The sequence below is a fragment of the Azospirillum halopraeferens DSM 3675 genome (genome assembly GCF_000429625.1).
GTDB classification, from domain to species: Bacteria; Pseudomonadota; Alphaproteobacteria; order Azospirillales; family Azospirillaceae; genus Azospirillum; species Azospirillum halopraeferens.
This window is the reverse complement of the sequence record NZ_AUCF01000005.1, coordinates 49,686-70,460: the sequence shown is the minus strand read 5'-3', so window position 1 is coordinate 70,460 and position 20,775 is coordinate 49,686. Positions and strand designations below refer to the sequence as shown.

The following is a 20,775-nucleotide window of genomic DNA, read 5'->3' as shown; positions in this document are numbered from 1 at the left end:
TTTCCACTCGATGCAACGGATTTCGAGGGGCGGGGCGTGAGCAACGACGCGTACGGCTATCGCGGTGACGGGGACCTGGCGGACCGGCTGCGGCAGGCGGGGCTTTCCCTGACGGTGGACGAGGCGAAGGCGCTGCTGGCCGGCGTCCTGGCGGCACCGCCCACCCACGACGGCGATTCCTGGCTGGACCTGTTCGGACCCGCCCTGCCGGGCGAAACCGCGGACGCGCTGCGGGCGCTGAAGGCGGCGCTGGAAGCGCAGGCGGCGCCGGCGTCCCCCGACGCCGCCGGCCGCCTCCGCGCCCTGCGGGACGCTCTGCGGGATCGCGGTGTCGACGGGTTCGTGGTGCCCCGGAGCGATGAGCACCAGGGTGAATACGTGCCGGCCGGCGCCCGGCGCCTGGCGTGGCTGACCGGCTTCACCGGGTCGGCCGGGATGGCGGTGGTGGCCCCGGAGCGCGCGGCCCTGTTCGTCGATGGCCGCTACACCCTGCAGGCCAGGGCCGAGGTGCCGGAGACCCTGTACGAGCACCGTCACCTCACCGACGACCCCCTGGCCGAATGGGTGGCGGCGGCGCTGCCGGCCGGTGGCCGGCTCGGCTACGATCCGTGGCTGCACACGGTGGGCTGGGTGGAGAAGACGCGGCGCGACCTGGACCGGGCGGGCATCGCGCTGATGGCCGTTGCCGACAACCCGGTGGACGCGGTGTGGCCGGGGCGGCCGCCGGCGCCGCTGACCCCCGTGGTGGCCCATGACACCGCCTTCGCCGGCACCACCTCCGCCGACAAGCGGGCGGACGTGGCGGCCCGCCTGCGCCGCGACGGCGTGGCGGCGGCGGTGCTCACCCAACCCGACTCCATCGCCTGGCTGCTGAACCTGCGCGGCGGCGACGTGCCCTGCACGCCGCTGCCGCTGTCCTTCGCCATCATCGCCGACGATGGCGGCGTGGAGCTGTTCATCGACCGCCGCAAGCTGGTGCCGGGGGTCGACGACCATCTCGGCGGCGCGGTGACGGTCCGCCCGCCCGACGCGCTGGGGGCGGCCCTGGACGACCTGGGGCGGTCGGGGCGCAAGGTGCTGGCGGACCCGGCCACGGGGGCCGCGTGGATCTTCGATCGGCTGGACGGGGCCGGTGCCCGGGTGGAGCGGGGGGCCGACCCCTGCGCCCTGCCCAAGGCGTGCAAGAACGCCGTGGAACTGGAGGGGACGCGGGCCGCCCACCGCCGCGACGGGGTGGCCATGGTGCGCTTCCTGCGGTGGCTGTCGCGCGAGGCCGCCGCCGGCGCGGTGACGGAGATGGACGCCGCCGCCATGCTGGAGAGCCTGCGCGCCGAGGGCGCGCTGTTCCGGGGGCTCAGCTTCGAGACCATCTCGGGCGCCGGGCCCAACGGCGCGATCGTCCATTACCGGGTGTCGCCGGAGACGAACCGCCGGCTGGAGCCCGGCAGCCTCTACCTGATCGACAGCGGTGCCCAGTACCTGGACGGCACCACCGACGTGACGCGCACCGTCGCCATCGGCGAGCCCACGGTGGAGATGCGCGAGCGGTTCACCCTGGTGCTGAAGGGGCACATCGCCGTGTCCACCGCCCGCTTCCCGCGCGGCACCTCGGGGTCGCAGCTCGACACCCTGGCCCGCCACCCTCTGTGGCAGGCCGGTCTGGACTACGACCACGGCACCGGCCACGGTGTGGGCAGCTACCTGTCGGTGCACGAAGGTCCCCAGCGGATCTCCAAGGTGCCCAACACGGTGGCGCTGCTGCCGGGCATGATCCTGTCCAACGAACCGGGCTACTACAAGGCCGGCGCTTACGGCATCCGCATCGAAAACCTGATCGTCGTGCAGGCGATGGACGATGCGGTGGCGGCGGAACGCCCGATGCTCGGGTTCGAGGTGCTGACGCTGGCCCCCATCGACCTGGCGCTGATCGAGCCGTCGCTGCTCAGCAATGCGGAAGTCGCATGGCTGAACGCCTATCACCTGCGGGTGCGGCATGAGCTGACGCCGCTGCTGGACGCGGACACGGCGGCGTGGCTGGCCGCGGCCACCGGGCCGCTGATGGTGTGAGAACCCGCGGCGTCCGCGGTGTTCGCCGGTCCGATCATCGGCGCGACCAACCGTCGCGCCGGGTCCCGTGACCGTTGCGGGACCGCGGCGGAATTCTCTTCCTTACTAACACCTTCTTTACGTCCCCGGGGCAGGGTGGTCACTAAGGGATGACTTTTTTTCCGAGTTGAGGCATCACAGTCCGGCCAGCAGCGCGCGACCATGGTGAACGCGGCGCCGGGCCGTGCCAACGGATGAATGCGGAGACGCCTAGATGAAGATCCTCGTCGTCGATGATTACGCCACCATGCGTCGCATCGTGCGCAACCTCTTGACCCAGATCGGCTACACGGACATCGACGAGGCGGCCGACGGCGTCAGCGCGCTGGCGAAGCTGCGGGAGAGCAAGTTCGGCCTGATCATTTCCGACTGGAACATGGAACCGATGACCGGCCTCCAGCTTCTCAAGGAGATCCGGGCCGACGCCAAGCTCGCCGGCACGCCGTTCATCATGGTCACCGCCGAAAGCAAGACCGAGAACGTCATCGCCGCCAAGCAGGCGGGCGTGAACAACTACATCGTCAAGCCCTTCAACGCCGACACGCTGAAGCAGAAGATTCAGTCGGTTCTCGGCTCCTGATCCAAGGGGGAGCAAGGGGGTGGACACGCTGCAGCAGTTGACCGACGACGAGTTCGAGCAGATCGAAGAAGCGATCGCGCGAAGCGCCAAAGGTCGTGCCTTTCTGCGGCGCTTTCACCGGCGGGCGTCGGGAGCGGCGGCCGAGGAGATCCGGGGGATGCTCCAGGAGTTCCGCGCCTCCTGGCAGCACCAGACCGAGGTGGCGGAAACCGCCAAGCACGTCGACGTGCTGCGCCGCGAGCTGATGGAGATGGCCGCCTCGATCGAGCAGGCGCGCCGCGAGGTCGCCGCCCTGCGCCCTCCTGACACCTCCTCCAACAAGATCCTTTCCGCGACCAACGAACTGGACGCCATCGTCCTGTCCACCGAGCGCGCCTCCATCGAGATCCTGAACTCCGCCGAGAAGCTGATGGAGTTGGGCGGCCGGCTCCGCGCCGACGGGGCCGATCCCGGCATCTGCCGGGAGATCGAGGAGGAGGTGAACAACATTTTCACCGCCTGCTCGTTCCAGGATCTGACCGGACAGCGCACCAGCAAGGTCGTGAACGCCCTGCGCTACATCGAGCAGCGCGTCAACGCCATGATCGGCATCTGGGGCGAGGAGGGGCTGAAGGATGTGGCGATCCGGCACGAGCTTCACGACAAGCGGCCCGACGCCCATCTCCTGAACGGACCGCAGCTCGACGGGCACGGCGTGTCCCAGGCCGACGTGGACAGCATGTTCGACGGGCCGGTGACCGCCGCCCCGCCGGCCGCGCCGATGGCCGTGCCGCCCCCGCCCCCGCCCGAACCGGCGGCGGCCCCGGCAGCCAAGGCCAGTCAGGCGGACATCGACAGCCTGTTCGACGCCCCGCCCCCCGCCGCCCCGGCGGCGAAGGCCAGTCAGGCGGACATCGACAGCCTGTTCGATTCGCCGGCCCCCGCGGCCGCGGCACCGACGCCGCCGCCCGCCGCGAAGGCGCCGCTGAAGCCGACGGCGAAGCCGGCCCCGCCCAAGGCGGCGGCGAAGCCGGCCCCGGCCCCCGCTCCCGCCCCGAAGCCGGCGGCCAAGCCCGCCGCCAAACCGGCGGAAGAGGCCGCGGCCCCGCCGCCGCTCGACCAGGCCGCCATCGACGCCCTGTTCGGGTGAGCCGATGCGCCGATCGCCTCTCGTGCCGGGAGGCGCAAAGAACAGGCGCGCGAGCCCGCAGAGTTTGTTAGAAGGTTCCCCGGCACGGACACAGGTTGCGCGCACCGGTTCCATGCAGCTCGCATGGGGCTTCTGACACAAAACTGTAACCCACGGTTGCGAGGGGCGGACGACAGATGAAGCAGGTGCAGAAGCCTTTCATGGCCGAGTTGCAGAAGGCCAAGCGCAACGGCAACGCTTTGCCCGGCCCGGCTCCGGCGGACACCGGCGGTGCGGTGCCGGTGATGGCGGCTCTGGCGGCTGCCGGGCCGCTCAGCGTCGACAATCAGGAGGTGCTGACGGCGATCGGCGCCCTGGGCGCCAAGCTCGACCGCTTCCTGGCGATGGACGCCGCGCAGATCGACCACATCCAGACGGAGATCGCCGACATCTCCGGCCGCATCAAGGCGACCAAGGTGGAGATGGCGGCGCTGCGCCACCCGCTGGCCGGCGAGGACCGCTTCCAGCAGGCATCGCAGGAGTTGAGCGCCGTGGTCTCGGCCACCGAGGCGGCGACCAACACCATCATGGCCTGCGCCGAAGAGATGGAGGAGATCGTGCACGAGCTGCGCGCCTCCATGCCCGAGGGCTACCAGTCCGACCGGGTCAACGACATGCAGGAAGTGATCGTGCGCATCTACGAGGCGTGCAACTTCCAGGATCTGACCGGCCAGCGCATCACCAAGGTCGTCCGCGCCCTGTCCTTCATCGAGGAGCGTGTCGACGCCATGATGGGCGTGTGGAACAAGCGTGAGTTCGAAGCCATGCCCCTGCCGCCCACCGTCACCAAGATGGACGGCGAGCTGGAGCTGCACGGCCCGGCGGAGGAGCAGGTGGACGGCAACATCAGCCAGGCCGACATCGACGCCCTGTTCGGCTGACCTCTTACGAGCGGAGTGGACCCATGCAGGAAACGACGTCTCCCCTCGACGCCCGCAGCAATCTGGAGCAGAGCATCGAGAAGCTGGGCGACGCCGCCAAGGACGCCGCCGCGGCGCTCGGCGACGCGGCCCGGGATGCCGCCGGCCGTGCCACGGAGAAGGTCGGCCCCGCCATCGACGCCGCCCGGGACGCCGCCGCGGAAGCCGCCCGCAACGCGGACATCGCCGTCAATACGGTGGCCCGCGGCTGCGGCGACTCCTTCGGTGCCGGCTGGAGCGCGTTGATGCAGGGCAATTTCGGCACCGCCGGCCAGATGTTCGGCACCGCCATGACCTCCTGCACCGAGTCGTTCACCGCCGCCCTGATGGGGCTGTTCCCCGGCTGGTGGTGACCCTTTCCGCGCCGCGGGCGGGCGGATGGCCGGTCACCCGCCGGCCAGCGCCAGCCACTCCTCCTCGCTCAGCACGGTGACGCCCAGCTCGCGGGCCTTGGCCGCCTTGCTGCCGGCGTCGGCCCCGGCGACGACGTAGTCGGTCTTCTTCGACACGGACCCCGCCACCTTGGCGCCCAGCGCCTCCGCCCGTGCCTTGGCCTCGTTGCGGCCCATGGTGGTCAGCGTGCCGGTGAAGACGACCGTCTTGCCGGCCACGGGGGAGTCGGCGGCCTGCCGCACCTCCGCGTCCTCGACCCGCACGCCGGCGGCCCGCAGCCCTTCGATCACCTCCAGGTTGCGGTCCTCCAGGAAGAAGGACGCGATCTCCTCGGCGACGATGGCGCCGACGTCCCGGACGTTCACCAGCTCGGTCCAGGCGTCGCCGGGGGCGCCGGCGAAGGCGGTGCGCAGGCCGTCCAGGCAGGCGGCGAAGGTGCCGTAGCGCTCCACCAGCGCGGTGATGGCGGGCTGCTTCAGCTCCTTGATGCCGAGATTCCTGAGCGCGGTTTCCGGACGCAGATCCGGCGCGTTCGCGTGGAAGCGCACCGTCTCCAGGTTCTCCGGCGCGGCGAACCAGGCGCGCAGCGCATCGACGCTGGCCGGCCCCAGACCCTTGAGGGTGCGCAGCTCGGCCCATTCCGGCTTCGGCATCTCGCGGGCGGCGGCCTTCATCCCTTCCAGCCAGGCATCGAGGCTGCCGTAGTGCCGGGCCAGGGTCTTGGCCGTGACTTCGCCGACGTGGCGGATGCCCAGCGCGAAGATGAAGCGGTGGAGCGCGATGGCGTTGCGCCGCTCCTCGATGGCGTCCAGCAGGTTGGCGACGGACTTCTCCTTCCAGCCCGGCCGGCCGACCAGGGTGATCTCGCCGCGCTTCACCCGGTCCTTCAGGGTGAAGATGTCGGCCGGGGAGCGGACCAGCCCGTCGTTCCGGAACTCCTCGATGATCTTCTCGCCCAGCCCCTCGATGTCGAAGGCGTTGCGGGACACGAAATGGCGCAGCCGTTCCTTGGCCTGGGCCGGGCAGATCAGGCCGCCGGTGCAGCGCCGCACCGCCTCGTCCGGCTCGCGCACGGCCAGGCTGCCGCACTCGGGGCAATGGTCGGGGAAGACGAAGGACTCGGACTCGTGGGGGCGCTGGGAAAGGATGACACCCACCACCTGCGGGATGACGTCGCCGGCCCGCTGCACGGTGACGAGGTCGCCGACGCGGATGTCCTTGCGGGCGATCTCGTCCTCGTTGTGCAGGGTGGCGCGGCTGACCACGACGCCGCCGACGGTGACCGGCTCCAGTTCCGCCACCGGGGTCAGCGCGCCGGTGCGGCCCACCTGGATGGCGATGGCTTTCAGGCGGGTCTGGGCCTGCTCGGCCGGGAACTTATGGGCGATGGCCCAGCGCGGGGCGCGGCTGACGAAGCCCAGGCGCTCCTGCAGGTCGATGGCGTCGACCTTGTAGACCACGCCGTCGATGTCGAAGGGCAGGGCGGCCCGGCGCCGGCCGATGCCGGCGTAATAGCGCAGCAGCGCCTCCACCCCGCCCAGCCGCGCCGCCGGCCGGTTGAGGCGGAAGCCCCAGCCCTTCAGGCGGCGGCGGATGCCGGACTGGGTATCGGCCACCCGTTCCGACGTCTCGCCCAGCGCGTAGCCGAAGAAGCACAGGGGACGTTGCGCGGTGATCGAGGGGTCGAGCTGGCGCAGGCTGCCGGCGGCGGCGTTGCGCGGGTTGGCGAAAGGCGGCTCGTCCCGCTCGGCGCGCGCCCGGTTCATGGCCAGAAAGTCGTCGCGGGTCATGTAGACCTCGCCGCGCACCTCCAGGACCGCCGGGAAGGGGGGCGGCAACTCGGCGGGGACATCGCGGATGGTGCGCACGTTGGCGGTGACGTCCTCGCCCTCCGCCCCGTCGCCGCGGGTCGCCGCCAACACCAGCCGACCGTCCTCGTAGCGCAGCGAGCACGACAGCCCGTCCACCTTGGGCTCCGCCTCGAAGGCGAGGGGGGCGTTGTCGGGCAGGGAGAGGAAGCGGCGCACGCGGGCCACGAACTCCGCCACCTCCTCCGGCGCGAAGGCGTTGCCCAGCGACAGCATGGGCATGGCATGGCGCACCTTGCCGAACCCCGCCGCCGGTGCCGCGCCGACCCGCAGGGAGGGGGAGTCGCTGCGCTGCAGTTCGGGGAAGCGCGCCTCGATGGCCCCGTTGCGCCGCACCAGCCGGTCGTAGTCCGCGTCGGTGATCTCCGGCCGGTCCTGCTGGTGGTAGAGCGCGTCGTGGCGGGCGATCTCCGCCGCCAGGACCGCCAGTTCGGCCTGCGCCTGCTCGATGGTCAGGTCGTCCACGGGGATGGCGCGCAGATCGCTGGGGGACGCGGCGACGTCGGACATGGTGTTGCTCGGGCGGTTCGTCGGGTCGCCGGAGCATAGGGCGGCGGCGGCGCGACGGGAAGGATGAAGGGCATCGGCTGCCCTGCCGGGTGCCCGGGACCGCCGCCGGCCGGCCGCATCAGACCGCGTTGGCCACCCCCCGGTGCGGCTCCTCCGCGGCCTGCGGCAGGGGCAGGGCGGCGGCGAGCAGGCGGGCGGTGTAGGGGTGGCGCGGCGCGGTGAACAGGCGCTCCGTCTCCCCCCGCTCGACGATGCGCCCGGCCTGCATCACGGCCACCTCGTCGGACATGCGGCGCACCACCTCCAGGTCGTGGCCGATGAACAGCATGGCGAAGCCGTGGGCCGCCTGCAGACCCTTCAGCAGGTCGAGCACCCGCACCTGCGTGGTCAGGTCCAGGGCCGACACCACCTCGTCGCACAGCAGCACCCGGGGCTCGGTCAGCAGGCTGCGGGTGATGCAGACCCGCTGCCGCTGGCCGCCGCTCAGTTCGTGCGGGTAGCGGTCGAGCAGCGCCGCCGGCAGCCCCACCGACTCCAGCGCCGCGGCGAGCCGGCCGCGGTCGCGGGCCTCGGCGCGGCGTCCCACCGCCTCGAGCGGCTCGGCCAGCAGGCGGGCCACCGTCAGGCGCGGGTTGAGGGCGCCGTAGGGGTTCTGGAACACCATCTGGCAGCGCGGCCGCAGGGCCGGCGGGATGCGCCAGCGGTGCGCCGACAGGGCGGTGCCCAGCAGGCGGATCTCCCCGCCGCTCGGCCGGTGCAACCCGGCCAGGGCCCGGGCGACGCTGCTCTTGCCGCTGCCGGACTCGCCCACCAGCCCCAGGGTGCGGCCGGCGTGCAGGGTGATGTCGATGCCCTCGGCCGCGCGGAACGGCCGCCCGAACAGGCCGCGGCCGCGGTGGTCGACGGCGAGGCCGACCGCCTCCAGCACCGGCGCGGCGCCGTGCCGCGGTGACGGGGACGCCGGGCGGGCGGTGAGGCCGCGGCGCGCCCCCACCAGCTCCGCCGTGTAGGGGTGGCGGGGACGGCGCAGCAGCGCGCCGGCCGGACCCTGTTCGACGATCCGGCCGCGGCGCATCACCGCCACCGTGTCGGCCACCGCCGACACCACCCCGAGGTCGTGGGAGATGAACAGCATGGCCATGCGCCGCCGCTCGCGGATGGCGCCCAGCAGGTCGAGGATCTGGCGCTGCACCGTGGCGTCCAGGGCGGTCGTCGGCTCGTCGGCGATCAGCAGGTCCGGGTCGCCGGCCAGCGCCATGGCGATCATCGCGCGCTGCTGCTGGCCGCCCGACAGCTCATGGGGATGGCTGGACAGGCGCCGGCGGGCGTCGGCGATGCCCACCTCGTCGAGCAGCGCCGCCACCCGCTCCGCCATCGGCCGGTCCGACGCCGGACGGTGGCGGCGCAGCGTCTCGGCGATCTGCCGGCCGACCGTCATGTAGGGGTTGAGGCAGGCCATGGGGTCCTGGAACACGATGGCCATGCGGCGGCCGCGCACGGCGCGCAGGGCGCGCTCGCCGCCGGCCAGCAGGTCGCTGCCGTCGAGCCGGACGGCCGCCCCCGGGGCGACCCGGGCGGCGGGCGGCAGAAGCCCCATGACGGCCAGCGCGGTCAGCGACTTGCCGCTGCCCGATTCGCCCACCACCCCCAGCGCGCAGCCGCGCTCCAGGGTGAAGGAGATCCCGTTCACCGCCGGCTCGCCGGCTCCGGGAAAGGTGACGGTCAGATCGTCCACGCGCAGCAGCGGCGGATGGGGAGCCCGGGTCATCGCTGGAGCCTCGGATCAAGGACGCGTTGCAGGAGGTCGGTCGCCAGGTTGATCAGCACCACCGCCACCGCCAGGAACAGGATGGTCGCCTGGATCAGCGGGTAGTCGCGGCCGTGGATGGCGGTCAGCGCCAGGCTGCCGATGCCGGGCAGGCCGAACAGCACCTCCATGGTCAGGGTGCCGCCGATCAGCCCGGCCAGGATCAGGCCGGACAGGGCCAGCACCACCGGCAGGGCCGCCGGCAGCACGTGGAACAGGACGACGCGCAGGGGGTGCAGCCCCTTGGCGCGGGCGGTGCGCACGTGGGCGGCGGTGGCCGCCTCGCGCAGCTCCTCGTGCAGGGGCTTGACGAGCTGGCCGGCGATGTCCAGCCCGACCACCGCGACGGGGATCACCAGGTTGCCCAGCACCGGCATCCAGCGCAGCCAGATGCAGAACACCAGGATGCCCAGCACCCCGACGCAGAAGGTCGGCACGGCGATGGACCATACGTTGATGGCGTTGACCAGAGCGGCCAGCCGCGACTGCGGCCACAGCGCCGCGCCGACGGCCACCGCCAGGGCCAGGGTGAGGCCGACGGCGAAGCTGAGCGCCGTCAGCAGCAGCGTGGTCGGCAGGGCGTGCAGGATCAGGTCGATCACCGGCGTGCGGAAGCGCAGCGACAGGCCGAGGTCGCCGTCCAGCGCCCGCGCGATCCACGCGGCGAACTGCTCGGCCGGTGCGGCGTCCAGCCCGTGGTGACGGCGCAGATCGGCCTGCTGGGCGTCGGTCAGGTCCCCCTGCACCGCCAGCACGTCCACCACGTCGCCCGGAACGACCCGGACCAGCACGAACACCAGCACCGTGATGCCGGCCACCAGCAACGCTGCCCGCAGGACCGGTGCCAGGAGGGAGAGCAGCCGGCTCATGACCCGCCTCCCGGCGCGCCGCGGCGCAGCGGGTCCAGGTGGCGGCGCAGCCGGTCGCCCAGCACCGACAGGGCCAGCGTCAGCAGGGCCAGCAGGATCACCGGCGCCAGCACGGCGTGGGGGGCGCGCTCCACGAAGCGGCTGGCATCGGAGATCATGCGGCCCCATGTCGCCGCCTCCGGCGACACGCCGAGGCCGAGGAAGCTCAGCACCGATTCGGTGACGATGCAGCGGGGCAGCACGATGGCCGCCTGGGTGACCAGGGCGCCGGCGATGTTGGGCAGCACGTGCCGCCACAGGATGCGCAGGCGCGACGCGCCGAAGACGGTGGCGGCGGCCACGTAATCGGCCGCCATCTCGCGGTGCCAGACGGCGCGGGCGACGTAGGCGAAGACGGGTGCGAAGGCGATGCCCAGCGCCACCGTCACCGAGCCCGCCGACGGTCCCAGCGCCACGATCAGCAGCAGCGCCAGCAGGATGCCCGGCATGGTGCGCACCAGGTCCACCGCCCCGAACACCAGCAGCGGCAACGGCCCGCCCGCCGCCAGCGCCAGCAGGGAGGCGCCGGCCCCCAGCGCCAGGGCCAGCAGCAGGCCGCCGGCCCCCACCGCCAGGGTCAGCCGGGCCCCCTCGGCCAGGCGGGCGGCCACGTCGCGGCCCAGATTGTCGGTGCCCAGCCAGTGCTGCGCGTCCGGCGCGCGGTTGAGGTGCAGCAGGTTCTGGGCCAGCGGGTCCTGGCCGATCACCGCCGGGCCGACGACGGCCAGCACCAGCACCAGGGCGACGACGGCGACCGCCGCCGCCGCCGGTCCCCCGGCGACCGGCCCGCGGCGGATGCGCGGGCCGGACACCGGGGTTTCGGGTGTGATGGCGGTCATCGGGCCGGGGCGAGCCAGACCTCGCCCACGCCGCCGGTCGCCCAGTGGGAGGCCCAGGTGAAGCCGGGCTCCCAGCCGCGGACCTCGGCGCGGTTGGCGATGGTGTTGGTGGCGTGGCCGAGGACCACGGTGTAGTAGCCGTCGATCACCCGCTGCCACGCCTCGGAATAGTGCGCCTTGCGCCTGGCCTGGTCGGGCTCGGCGACGGCGGCCCGGACGGCGGCGTCGAACGCCGGGTCCTGCACGCCGCCCCACAGCACCGGGTTGGGGCCGTCGCTCATCAGGCGGACGTAGCGCAGGAACACGTCGGCGCGCGGCCCGCTGGCCATGGGCGCCAGGTCCCAGTCGTATTGGCCGAGCCGCTTCTGGGCACCGACGTCGTCCAGCGCCACATGGTTCACCTTGAAGCCCAGTTGCTTGACCATCTGGACGGCAACCTGGGAGTAGGCGTCCTGCCAGGACACGACCTCCAGCGTGTGCTTCGCCGGGTCGACGCCCTCGGCGGCCAGGATGGCGCGCGCCTTGTCCGGGTCGGGGGCGGCGTGGCGGTCGGCGGCGTGCTGCGCCGCGTCGAAATAGACGTTGCCGGGGGCCACCATCTGGTTGGTGACGACCCCGTCCTCACCGGCGATGAAGCCCATGAACGCCCGCTTGTCCAGGGCGTGGGCGATCGCCTCGCGCACGCGGACATTGTCCAGGGGCGGCCGCGGGGCACGGTTGTTGAAGGACACGAAGTACCAGGTGCTGTCCTTCAGCGACTTCACCGTGATGGCCTTGTCGGCGCGCAGCTCCGGCAGGGTGTCGCGGCCCACCGACGCGATGTGCAGGTCGCCCGAGCGCAGCGCCAGGCTGCGGTCGTCGGAATCGCGCAGGTCGAACTCGACCGCGTCCAGGTAGGGGCGGCCGGTCTTCCAGTAATCGCGGAAGGCCGGGGCGGTCAGCTTCACGTTGGGCACCCAGGTCCCGAAGGTGAAGGGCCCGGTGCCGATCGGCCGGGTGATGGTCTCGTCCCAGCCGGGCGAGGCCGGGGAGAGGATCCACAGCTCCGAGATCAGGCTCAGGAAGGGGGCGTAGGGTTCGCTCATGCGCACCACGAAGGTGCGGTCGTCGGGCGCCTCCATGGAGTCGACCAGCTTCATGGCGCTGGCCAGCCAGCCGCCCTTGACGGTCCGGCGCACGCGCTCGAAGTTGGCCAGCACGTCCGCCGCGGTCAGGATGCGGCCGTTGTGGAAGCGCACGCCCTCGCGGATGCGGAAGCGGTAGGTCCGGCCGTCGGGCGACACTTCGAACGATTCGGCCAGGAAGGGTTCGACGCCGCCGTCCAGGCCGATGCCGGTCAGCGCCTCTACATAAGCCTGCTGCACGGCGATGCTGCCGGTGTGGCGGTGGGGATCGGCGGTGTCGAGGCCGAGGGTGGCGTATTTCAGCACGCCGCCGCGCACCGGGGTATCGTCAGCCCGCACGGCGGCGGCGGGCAGGGTGGCCAGCAGGGCAAGCGCGACGCCGCCGGCCAGCGCGGCGCGGCGGGGCAGGGCGGGAAGGAAGGGCAGTCGGGACAAGGGGGACACTCCTCTGGTCAGGGGGGCTCCGGTCAGGGATCGCGGGCGAGCTGGAGAGGGCCGCCGTCCATGCCGTCGGCGGCGAGGCCGAGGTGCCGCAGCACCGTCGGCGCGAAATCGATGAGGGAGGCGGGGCCGGGGCTGCGCGTGCCGGCCGGGAAGCCCGGCCCGCGGATCATCAGGAAGGGCATCCGCTCGTACCGGCCGAGGCCGCCGTGCTGGCCGCAGCCGATGGCGACGGCCTTGCCCGGTCCCGCCGCCGCCGCGAAGGACCGGCCGGGAACACCGTGGGCGTTGGGCGCGTCGTCGTCGCGCAAGGACAGGGCGACGGCGAGGGGACCGCCGGGCGAGAGGCCCAGCGACCGCAGCTCCTCGCCCTCCGCCACGCGGCCGGCCCACGGCCGGTCGCGCAGGAAGCCGGCGATCGCCGGCGCGCGGGCGGCGGCGGCGGGATGCAGATAGATCAGCGCCGCCGTGCCGTTGGGCGCCACCACCACGTCGTCGGACTCCGGAGCGTCCTTGAGGCCGGCGTCGACCAGTGCGCCGGCCACGTCCACCACCGCCTCCACCGTCTGGTGGCCGTGGTCGGACGCGACGATCAGCAGCACCTCGTCGCCGTTCTCCTCCAGCCGCCGGCAGGTCGCGGCCACCCGGCGGGCACAGAGGTCCGCCGCCGCGACGGCCTCGACCGCCGCAGGGGAGCCCGGCGGGTTGGCGTGCAGGCCGGTGTCGGGGCTGCCGCACCACAGCACGGCGAGGGCCGGCCGGCGGTGCAGCAGCACCTCGTCGCAGAACCGTTCCGTCATCGCCCGGTCCCCTTCGATGCCGGGGCCGACCGCCAGGGCGTCGCCGGCCGGAACGGGGATGCCGCCGGGGCCGGCCGACAGGGCGCGGTGGTAGACGAAGCCGTGGCCGTCCGGGTCCAGGGCGAAGGCCGCCCCCGGCGAGACGTTGGAGAAGACGATCGAGCCGCCGTGCCCTGCCACCCGTTCGGCCAGCGTCGGGACGTCCATGGCGCGCCCGGTGACGGCGCGGCGGTGGGCGAAGAAGCCCGGCGGACCGACGTCGCGCAGGACGGGGCGGCCGTCTTCCATCAGCGCCAGGGTGTTGCCCTCGATGCCGTGGCGGCCGGGCCGGCAGCCGGTGGCGATGCTGGCCGAGGCGACCCGCGTGCAGGACGGGAAGACGGTGGCGCTGTCGGGGAAGACGCAGGCGTCGGCGGCCAGGGCGTGCAGCTCCGGCGTCAGGTCCGGCCGGACGAAGTCGCGGCGCAGGCCGTCGAGCATGACGATGACGGCGCGGCGGGCCATGTCACACCACCCCGTTGAGCGCGAAGTCGAAGATGTCGCGGTTGCGCAGCCGCTCCGCCGCCCGCTCCCGGTGGGCGGGGGAGAGGGGGTGCGAGAGGATGAAGGGCACCGGCTGCTCGCCGAGCCCGCCGTGGGAGCGCAGCCGCTTCCCCGCCAGGGCGGAGAGGTCGTGCTCCGCCCGGCGCGCGCCGATCACCCAGTCCTTGCCGGCGACGGCGACGAAATCCCCTTCGCGATCCGCGGGCAGCTCGAAGCGGGCGCACGCCTCGGCCCGGTCCATGACCGCCTCCACGCCCGGCAGGCCGGCCACGAAGCGCAGCACCGCGCCGAGCGTGTCGGGCCGGCGCAGATAGGCGCGCACGAACGCGCCCAGCGCCCCGTGGTGGCGCACGAAGGGATCGGTGATCGGGCAGATGACGCGGACCGCATCGGCCCCGAACCGCTCGTTCACAGCGTCCTCCAGATAGAGGACGTTGGGCGTGCCGTCCGGTGCGGCCTTGTCCGACATGCCGTGATCGGCGGTCAGCGCCACCACCGCGCCGAGCGCCGCCAGCCGGGCCAGCCGGGCGTCGAGGGCGGCGTAGAAACGGTCGGCCTCCGGTTCGCCCGGCGCGTGCTTGTGCTGCACGTAGTCGGACAGGGACAGGTAGAGCAGTCGGGCGCGGCCGGTTTCCAGCAGGCGGATGCCGGCGTCCATCACGTAGAGCGACAGGTCGGCCGAGTAGGGATCGGGGGCGGGGCGGCCGACCAGCCCGGCGAGATCGGCGATGCCGTTCTCCGCGACGGTGGCGTCGTCCGCCCGTTCGGAGGAGAAGCAGATCCCCTCCAGCCCATGGCCGAGGGCGCGGCGCAGCTTGTCCTTGGCGGTGACCACCGCGGTGGCGACGCCGGCGCGGGAGAGCAGGCCGGGGATGGTGGGGGAGCGCAGCAGGGAGGCGTCGGTGACCATCACCTCCCGTCCCGTGTCGCGGTCGAGGTAGTAGTTGCCGGAAATGCCGTGCACCGCCGGCGGCGCGCCGGTCACGATCGACATGTTGTTGGGGTTCGTGAAGGTGGGCATGGCGGCGTCCGCCACGGCGGCGAAGCCGTCGTCCATGAACCGGGCCAGCGTCGGCGTCACCCCGTTCGCGATGGCGTGCCGGATGTAGTCCGGGTCGCAGCCGTCCGCGCAGATCACCACCGTCGGTCGGCGCGGGGCGCGGTAGGTCCGTCCGTGAAGCTCGACTTCGATCGCACTGGGCATACAAAGAGTCCTTAATGGTTGTGCAAACGCCGGTTCTTCCCCTGTAAACCCTCTCGAAATTGCCGAAGGTCAGGAGAATATCGCGCAAAAAACAGAACCGTTGACCACGACAAAACAAAACCGTCACACAAGTTTCATTCAGATGAAACACTGTATTGCTGTCGTTTATTGAGGCAGACGTTAACAGCATGAGTTTGCTGCGGGCAAATCACTTTAATTGACGGGCGATGTGAGGTAACCTCACGGCATGCGCCGACGTCTTCCCTCGCTCCGATCCCTGCTGGCCTTCGAGGCCGTGATCCGCTGCGGCGGCGTCTCCGCCGCGGCGGAGGACCTGGGGGTGACCCACGGTGCCGTCAGCAAGCAGATCGCCGGGCTGGAGGAATGGTTCGGGCGGCCGCTGCTCGACCGTGGCGGTGCCCGGCCGGTGCCGGTCGCCGACGCTGCGGAGTTCGCCCGCACGCTCGGCGCCTGTTTCGACGAGATCGCCCGCGGCGCGCGCCGGCTGTCCGCCGACGGGCCGGCGCGGCTTCTGGTGCTGGCGCCCGCCACCGTCGCCCTGCGCTGGCTGGTGCCCCGCCTGTCGCGCTTCCGCACGCTCCACCCGGACGTGGAGGTCTGCGTGCAGACCACCCACACCACCGACGACTGGCGGGCCTTCCCCGCCGACCTGGTGATCCGCCGCGGCATGGAGGCGGTCCCCGGCTGGACGGCCGTGCCGTTCCTGGACGAGAGCATCACCCTGGTGGGCGCGCCGGAGCCGGTGCGGCACCTGGCCGGCGATCCCGAGGCGGTGCCGGACAGCGTCCTGTTGAGCAGCGCCTCGCGCCCCATGGAGCTGGAACGCTGGCTGGAGGCGGCCGGACTGGGCCGCCGGCCGGTGCCGCGGCGCATGGTGTCGAACCACTTCTACGTCGCCCTGGAGGCGGCGCTGAACGGCATGGGGCTGATCGCCGCCCCGGTCCCCGTGGTGGCCGGCGAGATCGCGGCCGGGCGTCTGGCCGTTCCCTTCCCCCACATCCGGGTGCCGGGACCGACCGTGGTCGCGCTCTACGACCCCGCCGGCGGCGCCGCGGAACACGCCGCGGTCTTTGCGCAGTGGCTGTGCGCCGAGGGACGGGGTGCGGCCGACGGGGCGTGACCACCGGCGGGGCCGGCTGCCCCGCCGGTGGGGCGGCTGAAAAGATGATTGCGTTCGAACGATGGCTGTGGATGGCTCGGCGGGTGAACCGTTCCGGAGTCCACCGATGTCATTTGAGATCTGGCTTGCCTTCGCCGCCGCCTCGGCGGTCCTCCTGGCCCTTCCCGGCCCGACCGTCCTGCTGGTCGTGTCCTACTCGCTGAGCCACGGCCGCCGCGCCATGCTGGCGACGGTGGCCGGGGTGGCGCTGGGCGACTTCACCGCCATGACCCTGTCCATGCTGGGGCTGGGCGCCCTGCTGGCGGCGTCGGCGACGCTGTTCACCGCGGTGAAATGGGCGGGGGCCGCGTACCTCGTCTATCTCGGCATCATGCTGTGGCGGGCGCCGGTGCCGGACGCGGACGCCGTCGCAGAGGCGCCGTCGATGCGGCCCTGGCGCATGCTGGTCCACATGTGGATGGTGACGACGCTGAACCCCAAGAGTCTGGTGTTCTTCGTGGCCTTCCTGCCGCAGTTCGTCGATCCCGGACGGCCGTTCCGCGACCAGATCCTGGTCATGGGGGCGACGTTCGTGGCCATGGCGGCGGCCAACGCCGCGTTGTACGGCCTGCTGGCGTCCAGGGTGCGGGGGGCGCTGAGGCGGCCGACGGTGCGCCGCACCGTCAACCGGGTGGGCGGCACCGCCCTGGTGTCCGCCGGGGCGCTGACGGCGTCGTAGGCGCCGCTCACCCCCGCCCGGCGATCAGGCTCTCGGCGGCGGCGCGGGCCTCGGCGGTGACGGTGGCGCCCGACAGCATGCGGGCGATCTCCTCGCGGCGTTCGTCGCCGTCCAGCACGGCGACGCCGGTGGTCACATGCTCGCCCTTCACCGCCTTCTGCACCTTCAGGTGCGTGGCGCCGCGGGCCGCCACCTGCGGGCTGTGGGTGACCACCAGCACTTGCAGCGTCTGGCCCAGCTTGGCCAGGCGCTCGCCCACCGCGGCGGCGACGGCGCCGCCGATGCCGGTGTCCACCTCGTCGAACACCAGCGTCCCCACGGTGCCCGTCTGGGCCAGCACCACCTTCAGCGCCAGCATGAAGCGCGCCAGCTCACCGCCGGACGCGATCTTGTTGATGGGGCCGGGCGGGGCGCCGGGATTGGTGGCAACCTGGAAGGCGACCCGGTCGATGCCGCCGGGGCCCCAGTCGGCCTCGTCCAGCGCCTCCACCAGGGTGCGGAAGCGGGCCTTGTCCAGCTTGAGGGGCGGCAGTTCCGCCGCCACCGCCTTGTCCAGCCGTCCCGCCGCCTTGCGCCGCTCGGCGCTCAGGGACTCGGCCGCCTTCACGTAGTCGGCGCGCGCCGTCTCCGCCTCGCGGGCCAGTCGGGTCAGCAGGTCCCCCTGGTCCTCGATCAGCAGCAGGCGCCGCGCGAAGTCGTCGCGCAGGGCGGCCAGCGCGTCCACCTCGACCGCGTGCTTGCGGGCGGCGGCGCGCAGGGCGAACAGCCGCTCCTCCAGCTTCTCCAGGGCGCCGGGGTCCATGTCCACGTCGGCGGAGGCGGCCTGCAGCGCGCTCGACGCCTCGGCGGCTTCGGCGGCGGCGCGGTCCAGCGCGGCGATCACCGGGTCGAGACGGCCGGCGGCCTTGTCGGCGATGCGCGACAGGGTGCGGGTAGCGGCGGCCAGCAGGCGTTCCGCCCCGCGCTCCCCGGCCAGCTCGGCGAAGGCCTGGTTCATCGCCTCGACCACCTTCTCGCGGTGCATCAGCACGGCGCGGGTCTCGGCCAGGTCCTCCTCCTCGCCGGGCTTGGGGGCGAGGGCGTCCAGCTCGGCCACGGCGTGGCGCAGGTATTCCTCTTCGGCGCGGGCGCGGGCGATCTCGGCGGCGGCGTTGGCGCGGGCGTCCTCCACCTGGCGCCACGCCCGGTGGGCGGCGGCGACCCGGGCGGCCCGGCTGTCCAGGCCGGCGTAGGCGTCGAGGACGCCGCGGTGGGTCTGCGGGTTGAGCAGGCCGTGGGTGTCGAACTGGCCGTGCACCTCCACCAGCTCCTCGCCCAGCCGCTTCAGCAGGGCGACGCCCACCGCCTGGTCGTTGACCCAGGCGCGGCTGCGGCCGTCGGCGCTGACGGTGCGGCGCACCACCAGGCGCTCCTCCGCCTCCAGCCCCTGCTCGCGCAGGATGTCCAGGGCGGGGTGGTCGCCGGACAGGTCGAACTCGGCGGTGACGGTGGCCTGGTCGGCGCCGCGGCGGACCAGGCCGGAGTCGGCGCGCGCGCCCAGGGCCAGACCCAGCGCGTCGAGCAGGATCGACTTGCCGGCACCGGTCTCGCCGGTCAGCACGCCCAGGCCCGGCCGCAGGTTGAGGGCCAGCCGCTCGATCAGGACGACGTCGCGGATCGACAGGGCGGCGAGGGTCGAGCGCCCTAGAACAGGGAGTTCCAGGCTCTGCTGATCCACGAGCGTTCGTTCCTCTCGGGGCGGATGTTCGCGTCGACCAGAAGCGCGTAGCTGTCGATGTACCATTCGCTGCCGGGGAAGTTGTGGCCCAGCACGGCGGCGGCGGTCTTCGCCTCGTCCACCACGCCGAGCGTCAGGTAGCACTCGACGAGGCGGTGCAGCGCCTCGGGCACGTGGGAGGTGGTCTGGAACTGCTCCACCACCACGCGGAACCGGCCGATGGCGGCGGTGTACTGACCCTGGCGCAGGTAGAAGCGCCCGACCTCCATCTCCTTGCCGGCGAGGTGGTCGTTGGTCAGATCGATCTTCAGGCGGGCGTCGCGGGCGTAATCGGTGTTGGGGAAGCGGCGCACCACCTCCGCCAGGGCGTTCAGGGCCGCCTGGGTCATGCGCTGGTCGCGGCGCACGTCGGTGATCTGCTCATAATAGCTGATCGCCCGCAGATAATAGGCGTAGGCCACGTCGGGGTTGCCGGGGTGGAGCTGGATGAAGCGGTCCGCCGCCAGGATGGCGTCGTCGTACTTCAGGTCCTCGTAATGGGCATAGGCCGCGCGAAGCTGGGCGCGGGTGGCCCAGGTCGAATAGGGGTGCTGGCGCTCCACCTCGTCGAACAGCTTGGCGGCGTTGTTGTAACGGCCGGCCTGCATGGCCGCCTCCGCCTCCTCGAAGATCGTTTCGGCCGGGCGCTCGACATACTCCGGCTCGTCCGGAGTGCTGGAGCACGCGCCCAGGGACAGCGCGACCAGGATCGCCGCGATCGGCGTGCGGAAGGAGGGAAGGCGCATCGGTCTCATGAGGCTCGGGGACGGTGGCCCTATATAGCACGGGCGCAAGGCCGCGCCGCAAGGAGGATGAGCGAGCCGGGGCCGCTCACCGCGCCAGGTGCCGTTCCCATTCGCCGGCGCGCACGCTCCAGGTGCCGGTGGCGTTGACGTGGCGGACCTGGCGGCGCAGCCGGTCCTCGAAGGCGGGCGCCTCCGCCTGCAAGCGGGGCAGCAGCCAGGCGAGCATCTGCACGAAGTCGCCGGCGAAGGTGCCGGGGTCGTCGTCGGGCGGGATGGTGACGCCGAATCCGGCCAGGGTCTCCGGCAGGGCGGCGCGGGCGCAGGTGGCGATCAGGCAGCCCGCCGCCATCGCCTCCATCACCGCGATGCAGGACGTCTCCTCGAAGCTGTTGGGGTAGGCGAGGCAGGAGACGGAGCGCAGGGCCCGCGCCAACTCCGGCTGCGGCACCGCCCCGACATACTCCACCCCCTCCAGCGACCGCGCCCGGTCGTAGAGGGAGGTGAAGGGATCGGCTTCCGGGGCCGTGCCGTCGTAGACCGCCATGGACGAGAAGACCCGGAGGCGCACGCCCGGCACCAGCGGGCGCAGGTGGGGGAACCCGGCCAGCAGCAGGTTCAGCCCGCGGTAGGGGGTGCTGGTGTAGGCCAGCACCGGCGGCCGGGGCCGGCCGGCCAGCACCGGTTCGTCCTCGGGGATCAGGGCCTCGAAGGCGGGGGCGATGGCGTTGCGCAGCACCGCCGTGCGCCCGGCGTCGAGGCCGAAGGCGGCGTGGAACCTGCCCCGCTGCCAGTCGCTGACCAGGGCCACGGAATCGAACAGGCCGCGCACGGCGGGGTCGGCCAGGGGCGCCACCGCCGGCTGGTCGTGGGCGTGGCCGGTCCACAGCACCAGCCGCGCCGGCGGCGGTGCCGCCTCGCGCAGGAAGGCGGCGACGGTGGCGGTGCAGCCCCCCACGACAATGGCGGCGTCGGTCCCGGTCAGGGCGGCGCGGCATGCTTCCCCCGTGGCCGGCTGCACGGCGACACCGCGCACCGTGACGGGCGGGGCGTCGCCGGTCAGCAGCGACACCCCGTGGCCGCGGCGGGCCAGCGCCTCCGCCAGGTAGCAGGCCGCCGACTGCATGCCGCCCAGCGGCCGCTCATAGGGCGTGTCGGGGGTGTAGGTCCACCCCGCGAAGTCCAGGAACGCCAGGCGCATGCGCG

The 20,775-nt window shown here is 72.9% G+C and carries 17 protein-coding genes; 7 read left to right on the top strand and 10 right to left on the bottom strand.

Features of this window, described 5'->3' with window-relative positions; translation table 11 throughout:
• Positions 1-36: 36 nt before the first annotated feature.
• The 5 genes from G472_RS0106520 (at position 37) to G472_RS0106500 (ending at position 5,127) form a co-directional block, all read left to right on the top strand.
• Entirely contained in the window at positions 37-2,067 is a 2,031-nt protein-coding gene (locus tag G472_RS0106520; protein WP_035691417.1) for an aminopeptidase P family protein, read from the top strand.
• 253 nt (positions 2,068-2,320) lie between these two features.
• The gene (locus G472_RS0106515) at positions 2,321-2,686 is read left to right on the top strand and encodes a chemotaxis response regulator CheY (protein ID WP_029007730.1); all 366 of its coding nucleotides are present in this window, start codon (positions 2,321-2,323) and stop codon (positions 2,684-2,686) included.
• A 19-nt stretch (positions 2,687-2,705) separates the two neighbouring features.
• The gene (locus tag G472_RS0106510) at positions 2,706-3,815 is read left to right on the top strand and encodes a protein phosphatase CheZ (protein ID WP_029007729.1); all 1,110 of its coding nucleotides are present in this window, start codon (positions 2,706-2,708) and stop codon (positions 3,813-3,815) included.
• Between the two features lie 176 nt (positions 3,816-3,991).
• Complete coding sequence (locus G472_RS0106505; protein WP_029007728.1) at positions 3,992-4,735, top strand: protein phosphatase CheZ; 744 nt, start codon at positions 3,992-3,994, stop codon at positions 4,733-4,735.
• Positions 4,736-4,758: 23 nt separating this feature from the next.
• Positions 4,759-5,127: a hypothetical protein gene (locus G472_RS0106500; protein WP_029007727.1), complete on the top strand. Its 369-nt coding sequence runs from the start codon at positions 4,759-4,761 to the stop codon at positions 5,125-5,127.
• Positions 5,128-5,160: 33 nt separating this feature from the next.
• On the opposite strand, the gene ligA is transcribed toward G472_RS0106500, so the two are convergent.
• The 7 genes from ligA to phnA form a co-directional block, all read right to left on the bottom strand.
• Positions 5,161-7,545, bottom strand: a complete 2,385-nt coding sequence (gene ligA / locus G472_RS0106495) for an NAD-dependent DNA ligase LigA (protein WP_029007726.1) — start codon at positions 7,543-7,545, stop codon at positions 5,161-5,163.
• Between the two features lie 118 nt (positions 7,546-7,663).
• Positions 7,664-9,313, bottom strand: a complete 1,650-nt coding sequence (locus tag G472_RS0106490; protein ID WP_029007725.1) for a dipeptide ABC transporter ATP-binding protein — start codon at positions 9,311-9,313, stop codon at positions 7,664-7,666.
• Positions 9,310-10,221: an ABC transporter permease gene (locus tag G472_RS0106485; RefSeq protein WP_029007724.1), complete on the bottom strand. Its 912-nt coding sequence runs from the start codon at positions 10,219-10,221 to the stop codon at positions 9,310-9,312. The genes G472_RS0106490 and G472_RS0106485 overlap by 4 nt, the downstream gene beginning before the upstream one ends.
• A complete protein-coding gene (locus G472_RS40510) occupies positions 10,218-11,099 on the bottom strand; it encodes an ABC transporter permease (protein WP_035691414.1) in 882 nt (293 codons plus the stop codon). The genes G472_RS0106485 and G472_RS40510 overlap by 4 nt, the downstream gene beginning before the upstream one ends.
• Positions 11,096-12,658, bottom strand: coding sequence for an ABC transporter substrate-binding protein (locus G472_RS0106475; protein WP_245593412.1), 1,563 nt, complete (start codon positions 12,656-12,658; stop codon positions 11,096-11,098). Before G472_RS0106475 ends, G472_RS40510 begins: the two co-directional genes overlap by 4 nt.
• A 32-nt stretch (positions 12,659-12,690) precedes the next feature.
• A complete protein-coding gene (locus G472_RS0106470) occupies positions 12,691-13,968 on the bottom strand; it encodes an alkaline phosphatase family protein (protein ID WP_035691408.1) in 1,278 nt (425 codons plus the stop codon).
• 1 nt (position 13,969) lies between these two features.
• Positions 13,970-15,211 (bottom strand): phosphonoacetate hydrolase, encoded by a 1,242-nt coding sequence (phnA, locus tag G472_RS0106465; protein WP_029007720.1) that lies wholly within the window; start codon positions 15,209-15,211, stop codon positions 13,970-13,972.
• A 247-nt stretch (positions 15,212-15,458) separates the two neighbouring features.
• Between phnA and G472_RS31640 the strand changes: the two genes are divergently transcribed.
• Positions 15,459-16,352 carry a LysR substrate-binding domain-containing protein gene (locus G472_RS31640; protein ID WP_051340514.1) on the top strand — a complete coding sequence of 298 codons (894 nt, stop codon included), beginning with the start codon at positions 15,459-15,461 and terminating at the stop codon, positions 16,350-16,352.
• Between the two features lie 106 nt (positions 16,353-16,458).
• Entirely contained in the window at positions 16,459-17,070 is a 612-nt protein-coding gene (locus G472_RS0106455; RefSeq protein ID WP_029007719.1) for a LysE family translocator, read from the top strand.
• A 7-nt stretch (positions 17,071-17,077) separates the two neighbouring features.
• Here G472_RS0106455 and recN read toward each other — a convergent pair whose 3' ends face one another.
• The 3 genes from recN to G472_RS0106440 all read right to left on the bottom strand — a co-directional run bounded on the left by recN (position 17,078) and on the right by G472_RS0106440 (position 20,770).
• Complete coding sequence (recN, locus tag G472_RS0106450) at positions 17,078-18,787, bottom strand: DNA repair protein RecN (RefSeq protein ID WP_245593411.1); 1,710 nt, start codon at positions 18,785-18,787, stop codon at positions 17,078-17,080.
• Positions 18,754-19,572 carry an outer membrane protein assembly factor BamD gene (locus G472_RS0106445; protein WP_029007717.1) on the bottom strand — a complete coding sequence of 273 codons (819 nt, stop codon included), beginning with the start codon at positions 19,570-19,572 and terminating at the stop codon, positions 18,754-18,756. Before G472_RS0106445 ends, recN begins: the two co-directional genes overlap by 34 nt.
• Before the next feature lie 85 nt (positions 19,573-19,657).
• On the bottom strand, positions 19,658-20,770 hold the full coding sequence (locus tag G472_RS0106440) for a glycosyltransferase family 4 protein (protein ID WP_029007716.1): 1,113 nt from the start codon (positions 20,768-20,770) through the stop codon (positions 19,658-19,660).
• Positions 20,771-20,775: the final 5 nt, after the last annotated feature.

Excerpts from the sequence above, each read along its gene's own strand:
- G472_RS0106515 (WP_029007730.1), top strand. The coding sequence starts at position 2,321 with ATGAAGATCCTCGTCGTCGATGATTACGCCACCATGCGTCGCATCGTG.
- G472_RS0106505 (WP_029007728.1), top strand. The coding sequence starts at position 3,992 with ATGAAGCAGGTGCAGAAGCCTTTCATGGCCGAGTTGCAGAAGGCCAAG.
- G472_RS0106500 (WP_029007727.1), top strand. The coding sequence starts at position 4,759 with ATGCAGGAAACGACGTCTCCCCTCGACGCCCGCAGCAATCTGGAGCAG.
- ligA (WP_029007726.1), bottom strand. The coding sequence starts at position 7,545 with ATGTCCGACGTCGCCGCGTCCCCCAGCGATCTGCGCGCCATCCCCGTG.
- G472_RS0106490 (WP_029007725.1), bottom strand. The coding sequence starts at position 9,313 with ATGACCCGGGCTCCCCATCCGCCGCTGCTGCGCGTGGACGATCTGACC.
- G472_RS0106485 (WP_029007724.1), bottom strand. The coding sequence starts at position 10,221 with ATGAGCCGGCTGCTCTCCCTCCTGGCACCGGTCCTGCGGGCAGCGTTG.
- G472_RS40510 (WP_035691414.1), bottom strand. The coding sequence starts at position 11,099 with ATGACCGCCATCACACCCGAAACCCCGGTGTCCGGCCCGCGCATCCGC.
- G472_RS0106470 (WP_035691408.1), bottom strand. The coding sequence starts at position 13,968 with ATGGCCCGCCGCGCCGTCATCGTCATGCTCGACGGCCTGCGCCGCGAC.
- phnA (WP_029007720.1), bottom strand. The coding sequence starts at position 15,211 with ATGCCCAGTGCGATCGAAGTCGAGCTTCACGGACGGACCTACCGCGCC.
- G472_RS31640 (WP_051340514.1), top strand. The coding sequence starts at position 15,459 with ATGCGCCGACGTCTTCCCTCGCTCCGATCCCTGCTGGCCTTCGAGGCC.
- G472_RS0106455 (WP_029007719.1), top strand. The coding sequence starts at position 16,459 with ATGTCATTTGAGATCTGGCTTGCCTTCGCCGCCGCCTCGGCGGTCCTC.
- G472_RS0106445 (WP_029007717.1), bottom strand. The coding sequence starts at position 19,572 with ATGCGCCTTCCCTCCTTCCGCACGCCGATCGCGGCGATCCTGGTCGCG.
- G472_RS0106440 (WP_029007716.1), bottom strand. The coding sequence starts at position 20,770 with ATGCGCCTGGCGTTCCTGGACTTCGCGGGGTGGACCTACACCCCCGAC.